32 protein-coding genes are annotated in these 13,066 nt (G+C 43.3%); 25 read left to right on the top strand and 7 right to left on the bottom strand.

The window, feature by feature from the left end:
* Nucleotides 1-19 precede the first annotated feature (19 nt).
* The gene (locus tag LSG31_RS00750) at nt 20-256 is read left to right on the top strand and encodes a helix-turn-helix domain-containing protein (protein ID WP_347437543.1); all 237 of its coding nucleotides are present in this window, start codon (nt 20-22) and stop codon (nt 254-256) included.
* Between the two features lie 119 nt (nt 257-375).
* Here LSG31_RS00750 and LSG31_RS00745 read toward each other — a convergent pair whose 3' ends face one another.
* Both LSG31_RS00745 and LSG31_RS00740 read right to left on the bottom strand, forming a co-directional pair.
* Entirely contained in the window at nt 376-621 is a 246-nt protein-coding gene (locus LSG31_RS00745; RefSeq protein WP_347437542.1) for a hypothetical protein, read from the bottom strand.
* A gap of 5 nt (nt 622-626) precedes the next feature.
* Nucleotides 627-845 carry a helix-turn-helix domain-containing protein gene (locus LSG31_RS00740; RefSeq protein WP_347437541.1) on the bottom strand — a complete coding sequence of 73 codons (219 nt, stop codon included), beginning with the start codon at nt 843-845 and terminating at the stop codon, nt 627-629.
* 94 nt (nt 846-939) lie between these two features.
* Here LSG31_RS00740 and LSG31_RS00735 point away from each other — a divergent pair, with 94 nt between their 5' ends.
* Both LSG31_RS00735 and LSG31_RS00730 read left to right on the top strand, forming a co-directional pair.
* Nucleotides 940-1,185, top strand: a complete 246-nt coding sequence (locus LSG31_RS00735) for a helix-turn-helix transcriptional regulator (protein WP_347437540.1) — start codon at nt 940-942, stop codon at nt 1,183-1,185.
* A gap of 13 nt (nt 1,186-1,198) precedes the next feature.
* Entirely contained in the window at nt 1,199-1,345 is a 147-nt protein-coding gene (locus LSG31_RS00730; protein ID WP_347437539.1) for a hypothetical protein, read from the top strand.
* On the opposite strand, the gene LSG31_RS00725 is transcribed toward LSG31_RS00730, so the two are convergent.
* Nucleotides 1,342-1,518 (bottom strand): hypothetical protein, encoded by a 177-nt coding sequence (locus LSG31_RS00725; RefSeq protein ID WP_347437538.1) that lies wholly within the window; start codon nt 1,516-1,518, stop codon nt 1,342-1,344. The genes LSG31_RS00730 and LSG31_RS00725 overlap by 4 nt on opposite strands.
* A 4-nt stretch (nt 1,519-1,522) precedes the next feature.
* The gene (locus LSG31_RS00720; RefSeq protein WP_347437537.1) at nt 1,523-1,741 is read right to left on the bottom strand and encodes a helix-turn-helix domain-containing protein; all 219 of its coding nucleotides are present in this window, start codon (nt 1,739-1,741) and stop codon (nt 1,523-1,525) included.
* Nucleotides 1,742-1,840: 99 nt separating this feature from the next.
* Here LSG31_RS00720 and LSG31_RS00715 point away from each other — a divergent pair, with 99 nt between their 5' ends.
* The 3 genes from LSG31_RS00715 to LSG31_RS00705 all read left to right on the top strand — a co-directional run bounded on the left by LSG31_RS00715 (nt 1,841) and on the right by LSG31_RS00705 (nt 2,843).
* On the top strand, nt 1,841-2,083 hold the full coding sequence (locus tag LSG31_RS00715; protein ID WP_347437536.1) for a helix-turn-helix transcriptional regulator: 243 nt from the start codon (nt 1,841-1,843) through the stop codon (nt 2,081-2,083).
* 14 nt (nt 2,084-2,097) lie between these two features.
* Nucleotides 2,098-2,304 carry a hypothetical protein gene (locus tag LSG31_RS00710; RefSeq protein WP_347437535.1) on the top strand — a complete coding sequence of 69 codons (207 nt, stop codon included), beginning with the start codon at nt 2,098-2,100 and terminating at the stop codon, nt 2,302-2,304.
* A gap of 365 nt (nt 2,305-2,669) precedes the next feature.
* Complete coding sequence (locus LSG31_RS00705; RefSeq protein ID WP_347437534.1) at nt 2,670-2,843, top strand: hypothetical protein; 174 nt, start codon at nt 2,670-2,672, stop codon at nt 2,841-2,843.
* An 8-nt stretch (nt 2,844-2,851) separates the two neighbouring features.
* On the opposite strand, the gene LSG31_RS00700 is transcribed toward LSG31_RS00705, so the two are convergent.
* The 3 genes from LSG31_RS00700 to LSG31_RS00690 are packed head-to-tail and all read right to left on the bottom strand — an operon-like array spanning nt 2,852 to nt 3,914.
* Entirely contained in the window at nt 2,852-3,286 is a 435-nt protein-coding gene (locus tag LSG31_RS00700) for a hypothetical protein (RefSeq protein WP_347437533.1), read from the bottom strand.
* 2 nt (nt 3,287-3,288) lie between these two features.
* Nucleotides 3,289-3,609 (bottom strand): helix-turn-helix domain-containing protein, encoded by a 321-nt coding sequence (locus LSG31_RS00695; RefSeq protein WP_347437532.1) that lies wholly within the window; start codon nt 3,607-3,609, stop codon nt 3,289-3,291.
* A 5-nt stretch (nt 3,610-3,614) separates the two neighbouring features.
* Entirely contained in the window at nt 3,615-3,914 is a 300-nt protein-coding gene (locus LSG31_RS00690) for a helix-turn-helix domain-containing protein (RefSeq protein ID WP_347437531.1), read from the bottom strand.
* 191 nt (nt 3,915-4,105) lie between these two features.
* Between LSG31_RS00690 and LSG31_RS00685 the strand changes: the two genes are divergently transcribed.
* The 19 genes from LSG31_RS00685 to LSG31_RS00595 all read left to right on the top strand — a co-directional run bounded on the left by LSG31_RS00685 (nt 4,106) and on the right by LSG31_RS00595 (nt 13,063).
* Entirely contained in the window at nt 4,106-4,321 is a 216-nt protein-coding gene (locus tag LSG31_RS00685; RefSeq protein WP_347437530.1) for a helix-turn-helix transcriptional regulator, read from the top strand.
* Entirely contained in the window at nt 4,318-4,629 is a 312-nt protein-coding gene (locus tag LSG31_RS00680) for a hypothetical protein (RefSeq protein WP_347437529.1), read from the top strand. Before LSG31_RS00685 ends, LSG31_RS00680 begins: the two co-directional genes overlap by 4 nt.
* A gap of 11 nt (nt 4,630-4,640) precedes the next feature.
* Nucleotides 4,641-4,817: a hypothetical protein gene (locus tag LSG31_RS00675; protein WP_347437528.1), complete on the top strand. Its 177-nt coding sequence runs from the start codon at nt 4,641-4,643 to the stop codon at nt 4,815-4,817.
* Between the two features lie 52 nt (nt 4,818-4,869).
* Nucleotides 4,870-5,061, top strand: coding sequence for a hypothetical protein (locus LSG31_RS00670; protein WP_347437527.1), 192 nt, complete (start codon nt 4,870-4,872; stop codon nt 5,059-5,061).
* Between the two features lie 5 nt (nt 5,062-5,066).
* Entirely contained in the window at nt 5,067-5,249 is a 183-nt protein-coding gene (locus LSG31_RS00665; protein ID WP_347437526.1) for a hypothetical protein, read from the top strand.
* Nucleotides 5,250-5,600: 351 nt separating this feature from the next.
* Complete coding sequence (locus tag LSG31_RS00660) at nt 5,601-5,897, top strand: helix-turn-helix domain-containing protein (protein WP_347437525.1); 297 nt, start codon at nt 5,601-5,603, stop codon at nt 5,895-5,897.
* A gap of 11 nt (nt 5,898-5,908) precedes the next feature.
* Complete coding sequence (locus tag LSG31_RS00655; RefSeq protein ID WP_347437524.1) at nt 5,909-6,097, top strand: DUF6011 domain-containing protein; 189 nt, start codon at nt 5,909-5,911, stop codon at nt 6,095-6,097.
* Nucleotides 6,098-6,244: 147 nt separating this feature from the next.
* Nucleotides 6,245-6,598 carry a hypothetical protein gene (locus tag LSG31_RS00650; protein ID WP_347437523.1) on the top strand — a complete coding sequence of 118 codons (354 nt, stop codon included), beginning with the start codon at nt 6,245-6,247 and terminating at the stop codon, nt 6,596-6,598.
* A 7-nt stretch (nt 6,599-6,605) separates the two neighbouring features.
* Nucleotides 6,606-7,538 (top strand): YqaJ viral recombinase family nuclease, encoded by a 933-nt coding sequence (locus LSG31_RS00645; protein ID WP_347439591.1) that lies wholly within the window; start codon nt 6,606-6,608, stop codon nt 7,536-7,538.
* 9 nt (nt 7,539-7,547) lie between these two features.
* Nucleotides 7,548-8,417 carry a recombination protein RecT gene (recT, locus tag LSG31_RS00640; RefSeq protein WP_430734301.1) on the top strand — a complete coding sequence of 290 codons (870 nt, stop codon included), beginning with the start codon at nt 7,548-7,550 and terminating at the stop codon, nt 8,415-8,417.
* A 9-nt stretch (nt 8,418-8,426) separates the two neighbouring features.
* The gene (locus LSG31_RS00635) at nt 8,427-8,699 is read left to right on the top strand and encodes a LysM peptidoglycan-binding domain-containing protein (RefSeq protein ID WP_347437521.1); all 273 of its coding nucleotides are present in this window, start codon (nt 8,427-8,429) and stop codon (nt 8,697-8,699) included.
* A gap of 21 nt (nt 8,700-8,720) precedes the next feature.
* Nucleotides 8,721-9,869 carry a replication protein gene (locus tag LSG31_RS00630; protein WP_347437520.1) on the top strand — a complete coding sequence of 383 codons (1,149 nt, stop codon included), beginning with the start codon at nt 8,721-8,723 and terminating at the stop codon, nt 9,867-9,869.
* On the top strand, nt 9,754-10,566 hold the full coding sequence (locus LSG31_RS00625) for an ATP-binding protein (protein WP_430734224.1): 813 nt from the start codon (nt 9,754-9,756) through the stop codon (nt 10,564-10,566). The genes LSG31_RS00630 and LSG31_RS00625 overlap by 116 nt, the downstream gene beginning before the upstream one ends.
* 84 nt (nt 10,567-10,650) lie before the next feature.
* Nucleotides 10,651-10,968: a helix-turn-helix domain containing protein gene (locus LSG31_RS00620; protein WP_347437518.1), complete on the top strand. Its 318-nt coding sequence runs from the start codon at nt 10,651-10,653 to the stop codon at nt 10,966-10,968.
* Nucleotides 10,961-11,158, top strand: coding sequence for a hypothetical protein (locus LSG31_RS00615; RefSeq protein WP_347437517.1), 198 nt, complete (start codon nt 10,961-10,963; stop codon nt 11,156-11,158). Before LSG31_RS00620 ends, LSG31_RS00615 begins: the two co-directional genes overlap by 8 nt.
* On the top strand, nt 11,151-12,560 hold the full coding sequence (locus LSG31_RS00610) for a DNA cytosine methyltransferase (protein WP_347437516.1): 1,410 nt from the start codon (nt 11,151-11,153) through the stop codon (nt 12,558-12,560). Before LSG31_RS00615 ends, LSG31_RS00610 begins: the two co-directional genes overlap by 8 nt.
* Before the next feature lie 23 nt (nt 12,561-12,583).
* Entirely contained in the window at nt 12,584-12,763 is a 180-nt protein-coding gene (locus tag LSG31_RS00605; protein WP_347437515.1) for a hypothetical protein, read from the top strand.
* 4 nt (nt 12,764-12,767) lie between these two features.
* Nucleotides 12,768-12,929, top strand: coding sequence for a hypothetical protein (locus LSG31_RS00600; RefSeq protein ID WP_347437514.1), 162 nt, complete (start codon nt 12,768-12,770; stop codon nt 12,927-12,929).
* The gene (locus LSG31_RS00595; protein WP_347437513.1) at nt 12,926-13,063 is read left to right on the top strand and encodes a hypothetical protein; all 138 of its coding nucleotides are present in this window, start codon (nt 12,926-12,928) and stop codon (nt 13,061-13,063) included. Before LSG31_RS00600 ends, LSG31_RS00595 begins: the two co-directional genes overlap by 4 nt.
* The last annotated feature ends 3 nt before the right edge of the window (nt 13,064-13,066 follow it).

Here is a 13,066-nt window from a genome sequence, read left to right as displayed (position 1 = left end):
AATATTGATGCCTGTTCATATGAAAATTGAGGAAATCAGAAAAAAGAAAGGCGTAACGAAGACACACATTGCAAAAAAATGCGGAAGATCAGTGTCTTGGTATTGCGGAATTGCGACAGGAAGACGCAAACCGAATGTTGATTCTATTCGCATGATTGCAGAAGCGTTAGATGTGGATGTAAGAATTTTTTTTGATCAACAATTAAGCGAAACGCTTAATAATGCAAAAAACGAACAAGCCGCAAGCTCGGCGTGAGGGGGTGAGAGGGATGGATGAACAACGGGTAAGGGAGATTGTGCTCGAGGAGTTAAAAAGGCGTCAAGAGGAGTCGGCTGCGCAAACAACCGACCACGCTGAATCTGATATGAAACGTTTTACTCGTCTTCTTTGCGGACTAGACGAAGGTTCGGTTTTAGCATTGGCTCCTGGGACGACATTTCGTGTGGAATGATTTGCAGTCCTAAACGAGGAGCATACTCGATTTGGTACTTGTGAAACAGGTCTATCCAATCCGGAGGAAGTTTAATGTTATAGTCACGCATTAAAACTTCCGCAAGTGCCGTTTGTGTTGCTTGTAAACGTAAAATTTCTTTAAGAAGCATTTCGATGGTGATTTCCATGTCTTTCACCTCCTCTCGGGTTCATCTGAACGACCTACTAAGTAGTCGAGGGAGACTTGGAAGTATTGGGCTAAAGCAATAAGTTGATCAATAGTAGGTTCGCGGTCGCCAGTTTCATAGAAACGTAGCGCACGCTCAGTTACGCCAATATGATTAGCTAATTCCTTCTGGGAAACGCCAGTATTTCGACGTAGTTCACGAAGACGGGCACCGAACAATGACATTTTTTTCTCCAATCCGTTGACAGGAACAATATGTACCTGTATAATCCAAAGTGTGAGGTACGAAATGTACCTGAAAACAAGGTGGTGGTGATGAATGAGACCTAGGCTCAGACAAGAACGCAATAAACGTAAATGGTCGCAAAAATACACAGCCGAACTGTTAGGCATGACAGAACGGGCTTATCGACACATTGAAGCTGGTACACGCAATCCAAGTTACGAAACGGTTAAAAAGTTAAGAGAATTATTTGGTGTTCCTGATGAGGTACTTCTTGTTCCTGATTGTAACACAGATTCCGGCAATTCGTCAGCTATGGAACAAGCCTCAAGCTCGGCGTGAGGGGGTGAGAGGGATGGATGTTTTAAAGGTACTAGAAAGTCAGATTGCATCTTTAGAAAAAAGCATTGCAGCGTGTAATGATTTTAAAGCGTTAGCTCAACTTCATGCTGAATTAACACGCTGCATCGAGAATTACGCAAGAATCAAAGGTATGTTTTAGAAGTTTAACTGTCTTTTAAGATCGTATTCGATATTTCGGTTATTTCGATCTATCACTTCAGTAATTGCTTTTGCGAGTCCTTGAATCGTTTGTTGATCTAGATTTGGTACGTACCGCTTGAGGGCGTTTTGAAGATCGATTTGTATTGTGTGTTCGTTGGTTCCGATGCTCATTGTCTCACCTCCTCTCGGGTTCATCTGAACGCCCTACGAGGTAGTCGAGGGAGACTTGGAAGTAATCGGCGAGTGCTATAAGAGTTTCCATCGTGGGGCTTTTCTTACCGGTCACATAGTATTGAATCATTCGCTCAGACACATCGACAGCTTGTGAAAGAGCACGTTTTGTTACGTTTCGGGTTTCAAATAGTTCGGTCATGCGTTCAGAAAAATTAGCCATAAAATTTCTCCTTCTGCGCTTGACAAGAACCATTAGTTCCAACTATACTAAAATCAAGTTAGAACCATTGGTTCTTACAAACTTAAGGGGTGGTGATGTATGAGACAAAAATTGCGTCAGGCACGTACCGCAAAAGGCATGTCCTACCGAGATGTCGCAACCATCGTCGGTATCACAGAACGAGCTTACCGTTACATCGAAAACGGTGAGCGTGGAGTTTCATTAGGAGTTGCTTACAAGTTGGAGGACTTGTTCGGCATTAAGAGTCGTGAACTCCTTGTTCAAGATTGTAACACAGATTCTAGCAATTCGTCAGCAATGGAACAAGCCACAACGGCATGAAAGGAGGGAGAGGGATGGAAAAACGTCAGGAAGTTATTGCAGCACTTAGAGACTGGTGTATCAGAGTAATGAAAGGTGATTCCTACAGCGGTGAAGTGGAAGCACTTCCTCAAATGCTTGGGATTTACTTGGATGAAACCAAAGGAGCCGCCGCGGCAACGACGGCTGTTAAAACAGAGGTACGAGATGCAGATGGTTCTATTCGGGTGAGTCCGTGGTAAACGAAATAGGGTTTTCCCAACTAAGCTCCATGTAATGGCAGGATTTACAATGCCAAACACGGACCGGAAAAATAGTTTCGTTATCAATTTCGGGAACTCCGTTTGTTCCTTCTTTCAAGTTAACAAGTGCACTAGGTCTGTTGTTTCGAAAAAATTGATTTGTTCCACATTTAGGGCACGGAAGGATGCTGTTCTTCTCAGATATAGTCATTTATTTCACCTCCTTTCAAGGAAGGTTTGAAGCATTTCAGTTACTTTCTTACGTTCCTCTGAGGTGAGTTTCTTGGCTGTATCAATAAGTTGCAAGAGATCGGATGATAGCTCGTCAGATTCGTCGAAGAAGTATCAAGTAGGGAGGTAAAAAAATGGATGACATTAAAATTTTACGCAATGAATTTGAAAAAAAATCAAAAGAAAATCAATCGCATATTGAAAGATGCTTATCTATATTGGCGCTCGCTGAAGAAAAAAATTGGAGTGCTGAAGATCTGCAAGCGGTCGTGAATGATTTTGCTTTTAATCATCGTTCAGTTCAATGATGGAAATGCTAAGTTGTCTCGATATCTTTGAATGTTTTTAGGATGAATTCCAATAGATTGTTCCCGATATTTACGTAAAAATCTGATACTTGCTTTTGCGAAAGCCCAACGTACGTATGGGGAACTTGTCCAAGATCGGTTTTAAATACGTTTCTTAAACCGTAGTGAGAAACTATCAGCTTCCATTGGTTTTCACTGTTAGAAAATCTAATTTTGAAAGAGTATGTTAAATCATTCTGATAGATGGTTTTTGATGGATCAATGATGGATAACGACATGCTATCGGAATTAAAAGCGCACTGAAGTTTTGCATTATTTAAGTAAGGCGTTAATTCTTCTCTGGCGCCTGCTATATAAGATTTCGCTGTATCCAGTACTTCTTTTTGAACCTTAAGGAAAAATTTTCGGTTGTTTACTGATTCGGTTAATTTGTCAAAAGCCACTATCATTCACTTCCTTTCATTTCACGCAGGAACTTGTCCAAAAGCTCCCGTTGGGTTGGAGTAAGGGTCTGGATGGTACGAAGCAAGTTATGTATGTCTGGAGGCAATTCTTGTGTGTCATCAGCGAAGAATTCGCTGAGAGTGATGTTAAGGGTGGAACAGATTTTATCAATGGTTTCAAGCGAGCATTTTTTCACACCATTTTCAATAGCTGAAAGAAAACTTTGAGATACACCGATTGATAAAGCTAATTCTTTTGCGTTTATATCAAACCGTTTTCTCAATTCTTTAATACGGTTTCCAACAAATTCTGTAACTTTCATATGTATTACCGCATCGCTTGAATGAGTTTTATGATCAAATCTCGCTTCTCTGGAGTAAGACTTTTGGCTTCTGTAAGAAGCTGTTGAATATCGTCTGGTAAGTCAGACAGGCCGTCGTAAAAAAACTCTCCAAGGGTGATGTTGAGGAAATCGCAAAACTCCATCAAAAAATCAATAGATGGTAGTCGAGTGCCGTTTTCAAGTCTACTTATATGAGATTGCGAAACTTGTAGTGCTTCAGCTAATTCTAAAGCTGTATATCCGTATTGTTTGCGGAATATTTTAATTCGTTGTCCGATGTCCATTTTTAACTCCTATCGGCATTTATGTCTATAAGACATATTTTATAACTTCATCGTAATTGTTCATTAAAGTGCCGTCAAGTGTTGGTACTACTTACATGATGGTGAATAAAATAATTGATCTTATAGGCATAAAAACTTATTGACAATATGACTTTAGGATCATATAATTTAATTCATAAGGAGGTGGTCACGTGTACGGAAAAAACATCAAGCGAATAAGAGAAAGCAGAAACATGACGCAAACGGAATTGGCGGAACGCGTAGGGGTTACTCAAGAACACATCAGTCGTTTAGAAAACGAAGATAGAAATCCCTCCTTTCCTCTTTTGGAAAAGATTGCTGATTCTTTAAAAGTCCCTATCACCGATCTCCTTCAAGATCAAATCAAGGAGGCGAGAACTGGATGACTCAGCAAGAACTTGCAGAGTTAAAAGCACAAATCAAATCGGAGCTGCTACAGGAAATGGAACAGGAGCGACAGACAAGAAGCGCATGGGATCGGGTGCGGCATGCCATGCAGGAAAGGTTGGCAGATCTTGATCCTGGCAAACGTCACAAGATCATTAGTGGTATGTCTCCATTAATCCGGTATGCATTGGGCCTGAAACGTGCTGTGAACATGACGGATGATTTAGCACCACATGCAATTGACATTGCGAATCAGATTTTGGATTTGATTGTTGCGGAAAGCCAAGAGCATTCAAAAACCGCTTAGGGGGTTGTGTGATGCAAGGACTCGTGAATCTCAGCCAATGCGCTGCACTTGGTAACATCCTGAATCAAATTAATGGAGTCATCATAGAACTTGTCGATGACTCCCATTACACCAAAGAGGATGCAGCAAATGAATTGATGGTCATCGCAAGAAGCATCCACGAAGAAATGACGCTCAAACAATTCTAAGAAACATGGACGAGCGGAGAGTCATATACATCTGTAAAGGGGAGGGGGTAGCATGGTTACTTTGGTCAACGAGATTGGGAATTCCAAGATCACAGTTTATTCTCCTTCGGGTGTGATAACGATGACGCCAGAAGAACGGCGTGAGTGGTTTGAACGTGAATTTGAAAAAGGTAACCCTGTTGTCCGTCAAGTTGCAGAAGTGGCGATTGGAATTCTTCGAAATTCAGAACGAGAGGGGGCGTAAAAGATTTGGTTAACATACATCGCTTACCTGAATCAGACCAAGATCGTCTTGCGGAAATAGCGGTTGAACATTCTCATTTGGCTTTGGAGTATGCGAAAAGCAACACGGATTCGGAACGTCAGACGTTCATACGCGAACGAATCTTGGAACTGCGTAATGAGCGAGATGCGATTCTTGCGAAATGTTGAGGAAGGTAGTTTGCTCCCGGCAGCTGATGCCAGGGGCAACGGCGGTGGACATGCTAGTTAACAAACCGACTGAAAAGTTGGTGATTTTTTTAGCTGAAGTTTGTCGATTGCCGTTGAATGCTGCTGGATGCCGTAGATCGCGTCGAAAGTAGGTGAAGTGAGTCAGCTACCGACAATTGGGTGTCAGAAGCCGACATAAGCGGTTGTAATCAGTAAGTGGAAGGTATGTAACACATTTGAGGTAATGGTGCGAGGATGTCTTGCGTGGTACATCCTTATCGTACAATCGCAGGCCATCACAAACTAGATACCATTTTGTGCAAATTTTGCACATCAAAGGGGGTGGTGGATTTGAGAGCGGAGGAACTAGGGGAATTGCTTCGATGGTGCCGCCTTGAAAAAGGTTGGACACAACAAGTATTGGCGGATTATTTACGAGTGGATCGGTCAGTAGTTTCCCGACATGAGAACGGGGAGTATTTCAATCTTGATATCGTAAAACGTTGGGGGATGTATACAGGATACCACGAGATCGTAAGTAGTGCCGTCGCTGAGTTTTGTGGATTTGAAAATCAGATGGCTAAGAAATATATAACCTATGAGCGAATCATCAACCGATTGCGAGCGGATCTTGTAGCAATTGGATAGGAGGTCCCACATTGAAAGAATACGAGAATTGCGTGATTTGCGGTCGACCATTAAGTGGTAAAAGAAGTCGCCGTTTAGGAACTGGTCCTGTTTGCCGGAAGAAAGGAAAACAAAACTTGGACAAGCAGTTATCAATTGAACTTAGCGAGGAGGGGAAACCAGTTGAATCAGCTACCCATCAACATGCATGTGCATCCTGAAATACAGAAATTTGATCAGAAGTGCATCGAGTGCGGTCATTACAACACATTCCGATTAACCGAATGCGCTGGCTGCAAGGTTGAAGAGATGAGGAATCAGACAGTGATGGATCTTCAAAAACAAATGTTGAAGGGGGTTCAGGCCTCATGAGTTACGCAGATAAAAAGAGCTTGTCGATGGACAAGATCGACAAGCTCCCATTCGAAAAACCTATTTGCTTGCATTCTACCATGGACAACGTGGTGAATGCAATGACAGCAATTTGTGTTGCCTGCAACCAAGAAACGAAAGAACGAAACACAGAATTAACAGCGGAAGGTCTCGTTTGTTTGGACTGCATCGAGCAATACAAGGAGTGTGACAACTGCCGGGAACTGCATCATTTCGAGCAAGTGAACGAGGGGATTGCTGGCAAGTATTGTGTGAATTGCTGGGATGAGTGTAAAACGCCAGAAGATGCAAGGAATGAATATTATTCTTACACAGAGGGGCGGTATTGATATGGCTATGCGCGCGGATGTTTTGGCATCAACGGTCAATATGAGTCACGAGGAATGGCTGGCGGCTCGGAAAAATGGATTAGGAGGCAGTGATGTTGCGGTTATTACTGGATTCTCAAAGTATAAAAGCCCGGTGGAGTTGTATCTGGAGAAGATCGGCGAATTCGAACCAAAGGAAGCGGGGGAAGCGGCGTATTTCGGAACTTTACTTGAGGATGTAGTAGCAAAAGAATTTGAAAAACGAAGCGAAATGAAAGTGAGGCGCAGAAATGCAATTCTTCGCCATCCTGACTATCCTTGGATGCTGGCGAACCTTGACCGTGTGATCGTCGGTAAACAAGAAGGTTTCGAAGCGAAAACTGCCTCTGCTTACTTATCAGACGAATGGGCAGAAGATAAGGTTCCGTGGTCGTATGAGCTGCAGTGTCAACATTACATGGCCGTTACTGGATATGAACGTTGGTGGATTGCTTGTTTAGTTGGCGGCAACAAATTTGTGTACAAGCCTATCGAGCGGGATGAAGAGGTAATTCAAGCGGTTATTCAAGCGGAAAGAAAATTCTGGAATGAACATGTAGTCAAGCGGATACCGCCAATGATAGATGGTTCGGACGCATCCAGCAACTTGCTCAATACATTATATCCAAAATCCATCCCGGACACCTACGTTGAACTACCATCCGATGCAAAAAGGTTACTTGAAGATTTCGAGTATTGGCAAACAGAAGAAAAGTCGGCCGGTGAGCGGAAAGACGAAGCAGCTAACAAGCTAAAAGATATGCTTGGAGAACACGAATCGGGTTGGATCGGGGAACGGAAAGTGATTTGGAAATCCGTTGCATCCAATCGATTTGATTCTACCAAATTCAAAAAAGATCACCCGGATCTTTATGGACAATATGTAAAAGAAAGTCTGTCTCGTAGATTCTCGGTGAAGTAAGGGGGATAAATCATGACACGTGCAGATAACAAAAACAAACTGGTAAGCCAAGCGGAAGGCGCTTCACAAGCGGCCACGCCGAGCCAAACAATCGCAGCATATCTAAAAAAAATGGAGCCTACATTTGCAGAAGTTCTACCTAAACATATCGATAAGGAACGGCTCCTGCGGATCGCACTTACAACAATCCGTACCAACCCGAAACTGTTGGAATGCACCATACCGAGTCTGATGGCATCCGTAATGCAATCAGCAACTCTAGGACTTGAACCAGGATTACTTGGACATTGTTACTTTTTGCCATTTAAAAACAATCGCACTGGAACATCGGAAGTGCAGTTTATCATCGGTTACAAAGGAATGATCGACCTCGCGAGACGTTCCGGTAATATCCAATCCATTTCGGCACATGAAGTATACGAAAACGACTTCTTTGAACTGATTTACGGACTTGATGAGAATCTAAAACACATTCCATGGCACACACGTTCTGATGAACGATTTGATCAACCAGGAATGATTCGTGGGGCATATATGGTGGCAAAATTCAAAGACGGCGGTCATTACATACACTACATGCCGAAACAAGAGATTGACCTGCATAGAGCACGTAGCAAGTCGGCAAACAACGGACCATGGGTATCGGATTACATCGAAATGTGTAAGAAAACGGTAGTAAGGTCAGGGTGGAAGTGGTTGCCCATCAGTATCGAAATGGCGGAACAAGTGGTGCGATCTGATGAATCAGTACGTAAAGATATCACAGAAACAGCAACATCCGAAGTGCCGATCATTGAATACAATGCCGATGATTTAGAAACACAACCTCAACAAGAAGAATCAGAAGTTGTTCCAGAAGAACAACAAACGCTTGTGTAGGAGGCTTTTATGAAACTCAACCTAACTCACATAGCAATCGCAGGACTCGCTCTCTGCACATTGTTTTCCTTATATACCGGAACTGGTGATGCAAAGTCACCGGTACCGGACAAACCAAGTAAAACGTATACGGTGCAAGGCAGTGACACACTCTGGTCCATCGTCACCAGTCACCACGAGTATGACCGTTACGATCCACGCGATGTGATTTATCAGATCGAGAAGATGAACCATATGAAAGATTCAACGATTCAGGATGGACAAGCATTGCAGTTGCCATAGCAAAGGGAAGGAGGGGAGAGCATGGCAAACCCGCAACCGGACGAGTATACACGAATTTCAAATGAACTTTACAGCTCGATTATGCAGACGGATTTTTCGAAACGTCAGCGGAACATACTCGATCTGATTATTAGGATGTCATATGGTTGCGGAAAGAAAAGTGCCCTCCTTCGACCTTCTGATTTTGAATTGGTCGGCGTACATAAGTCAGACATCAAGAAGGAACTTCTACACCTTGAATACGCAAAAGTAATTTTCATCGATGGTGAACGTATCACACTTAACAAAGACTACGATCAGTGGAGAGTGAGCCTGAAATCGGTCAATGGAGATAAGTGGACAGAGGTACTGAAAAGAAATCTTACTGACCGAGTTGGTAAAACACCAACTGTTACGAATAGCGAAAGGGTTGGCAATTTACCAACAGAACCACAAAACGAAGTTGGTAAAATACCAACTCATGATGAAAAAACGGTTGGTAAAATACCAACTTTAGCGGACGAAAGTTGGCAAAATACCAACTTGGTAGTTGGTAAAATACCAACTCATGATGAAAAAACGGTTGGTAAAATACCAACTTTAGCGGACGAAAGTTGGCAAAATACCAACTTGGTAGTTGGTAAAATACCAACCGACGATGCTCGTGAGACCAGTTCTGGCGCGTCCTCTGCGGCGCGTAAAGAAATATTAAAGAAATATACTACTACTACTACTAACCCCCCTATATCCCCCCACGACGAACAGTTTTTCGGGGAACAGGAATTGCTAGAGGCGATTGATGCTCACATGACAATTCGAACGGGGAAACCTTATGCAACTAAGGGAAAAGCATTCCAACAAGCAATTCAGTTGTACAGAGACAAAGTGCCGATCGATATCATTATCTCCGGCATTAACGACAGCTTCGATCACTACGAAGGGGCCGGGATCAATACATTTTCGTACTGCGTGCCAAAGATTTATGAACTGTTCCAGCGAGGTTTGGAAATAGAAAAATCACGCGGACAACCTGGAGGTTCAATTGTGCAATTCGACAATGAAAGGAGTAAACGCAATGGACGATCTCCAAACAATCCTCGAGCGGACACGTTTAGCGTCGACGAAATGGTTAGAAGAAAACAGCAACAACAGGCCTATGAACCAATCGAACTCGGCGACGATATTTTGTAAAAAGTGCAACGATGAAGCGGGCTATCTTGTGAAGGATGATAACGACAATGATATTTGGCGCATGTGTGATTGTGTGGAGCAACGCCGGGCGCGGCGATTAATGCGAACAAGCGAACTGACGGACGAACTGCGGAAACTTGGATTCAAAAATTTCTTGAAAGACGGTCGTCCGGCATGTGTGATGCGAGCCTATGAAACCGCATCGAACTATTATCGACAGTTTGATCACGTTCGGTATGATCGGCAAAACAGCATTGCGCTCCTTGGTGTTCCCGGGACCGGAAAAACACATCTGCTAGTGGCAGCTTGCAACAACCTCTTGACGAAAGGTATCAGCGTTTTATACTTTCCGCACGTCGAAGGTTTTAACAATCTAAAAGACAACTTGGATGAACTGGAGACAAAAATCGGATACATGAAAAACGTTGACGTTTTATACTGGGATGATCTTTTCAAAGGTCGGAAAACACCAACGGATTTCCAACTGGAGCAATTCTTTGGGGTGATCAATTACCGGTACCTGAACAACAAGCCGATCATGGTTAGTTCTGAAAAAACGGTCGATCAACTCATGGACATTGACCAGGCGATTGCGTCGCGGATCTACGAAATGTGCAAACATTTCTTAGTGATTATGGAACTTACACCAGAAGAAAAGGCGGCCGGCATGAAATTAAATTATCGACTGGAGGGATGATCATGGAACTCGAAGGCATTTTCACACAAGAGCAAATCGAACGGATTTTTCTTGAAAATATGATTCAAGAAGGGGAATGCCAAGATGACTAATGCGGTAGCCGAAAGAAAAACGTCCAAACGGGCATCCGGATATCACCAAGACCCTGTCAAACTCATTGCAACCAGCCATATGACGCAGGAACGAAAGCAACTGTATATCGCGTTGGAAGATATGGATTTCATCTGGGATATGAAAGACATCGAACGGGTTGAGCGCATGTGGGAAGATGGGATTTCGATCCAAGCGATGTCTCGAAGGTTAGATCGGGATACCGATGAAATCGCAGTCCTAATCATCGATCGAGTACGGAAAGAGAAAATCAAACCTAGACGCGAAGGAGTGTTCGGAAATCGTGGCTAGGAATACGTATCGAAAGCAAGTCACACAAGATTTTGGCTGGTTTACTACATTGCCATTGCCAAATAAAAATGCAGCCATAGCATACGGTAAGCAATTAAAGCAGCAATATAAGCAGGTTCAAATTGTCCCTGCAATGTCAGGATGGTCCGTACGATATCGGGAGCCGCGGGAGGGGAAGCAGCGTGTATGAAATTATCGTTGATTCGTTCGCCGGTGGCGGGGGAGCAAGTACCGGCATAGAACTGGCAATCGGGCGCAGCGTTGATATTGCTATCAATCATGATCCAGCTGCCATTGCAATGCATCGTGCCAATCACCCGGAAACAAAACATTACTGCGAATCTGTTTGGGATGTCGATCCGCGCGAGGTTGTAAAAGGCCGTCAGGTTGCACTCTGTTGGTTCTCACCGGATTGCAAACATCATAGTAGAGCCAAGGGCGGCAAACCAAGAGATAACAACGTACGAGGTCTAGCATGGGTTGGTGTTCGGTGGGGAGCAACCGTACAGCCGAGGGTAATTATGTTGGAGAATGTTGTTGAATTTCAAGAATGGGGACCGCTAACTGCTGATGGATTTCCGGATAAGAAACAAAAAGGACGAACGTTCAATGTATTCGTTAATGCACTGAAACGGCAAGGATATAAGGTTGATTGGAATGAATTGACCGCTTCGGATTACGGAGCGCCAACTATCCGGAAACGATTCTTTTTAATAGCGAGATGTGATGGTCGTCCAATCATATGGCCTGAACCAACTCATGGAGATCCGGAAAGTATAGCAGTGAAAACAGGAAAACTTAACCCTTGGCATACAGCAGCCGAGATTATTGATTGGTCGATTCCGTGTCCAAGTATCTTTGAACGGAAAAAACCGCTAGTCGATAAAACATTACGGCGAATTGCACGAGGTTTATGGAAATTTATCATTAACAATCCAAAGCCTTTTATCGCTCCAGTTACTTGGAAAGCGAATGACCATTCTGGTGAAGTTGTTGCTTTCCTTGCACAGTATCATAGCGAAACAGCAAATCATGAAGTTCGCGGTCAGGTTTTAGATAAACCCATAATGACTTTGGATACATCGAATCGATATGCACTTGTAACTTCGCATTTGGTCAAGATGAAAGGTGACAACATCGGACAACCAGTTACCAATCCAATACAGACTATAACAGCTGGCGGGTTACATTTCGGAGAAGTAAGAGCGTTTCTTGTAAAATATTACGGCACCGGAGAAGGGCAAGTGCTAACCGAACCATTACATACGATTCCAACAAAGGATCGGTTCGGGTTAGTAACAATTCACGGACAAGACTATCAAATTGTTGATATAGGCATGAGAATGCTAGAACCACATGAATTGTTTGCAGCTCAAGGTTTTCCAAGCAATTACATCATCGATCGAGATGCTGACGGAAAAGCATATCCAAAGTCAGCACAAGTTGCAAGATGCGGAAATTCAGTTCCACCACCGTTTGCCGAACATTTAGTTCGTGTAAATTTACCGGAGTTGTGTCCGGGATCCGGAAGTGCGATTTCGTTTGAACGATATAAACAAACAGCGCCTGGACAGTTGGCATTTTCGATGTGATGTAGAAGGGAGAATGATGGATTATGGAACAGTTTGATATGCATCTGTATCATTGCTCAGAATGCAATGTGACATTCGGTGTTGAAGACTCTGAAGATGTAGATCATGGTGAAATCGTTTGTACGATCTGCATAACGGATGAGAACCTTTTAGATGTTGGAAGCGGCAGTTTTACTCTGACACATTTACCTGAAACGGAGTGATCGTATGGCGACACGTTCAGCGAGGAAACGAAAGCAGCTTCAAGCAATGTTGGACAAGCCTAAAGGTTCGGCGGTTGTTGTCAAAAAGCCGCAGTGTGCAAAGCCGTACTATGACATCAGTCTGGGTCATTTAGCTGCAGCTGCGGAATGGAGGGTTGAGAAGTGAAAAAATGGTCGGAGATGACGGAGTGGGAACGGGATGCGTTGGTTGCTGAAAAGGTGATGGGGTTTACAGTATACAGTTACGACAAAGACATTCTATTGTTTAAAGCAAAAATCAATAAAAGATGGACTCGATAAGGA

Source organism: Fodinisporobacter ferrooxydans (assembly GCF_022818495.1).
Classification (GTDB): domain Bacteria; phylum Bacillota; class Bacilli; order Tumebacillales; family MYW30-H2; genus Fodinisporobacter; species Fodinisporobacter ferrooxydans.
The sequence above is the reverse complement of the archived record's forward strand: the minus strand, read 5'-3'. Positions and strand labels throughout refer to the sequence as shown.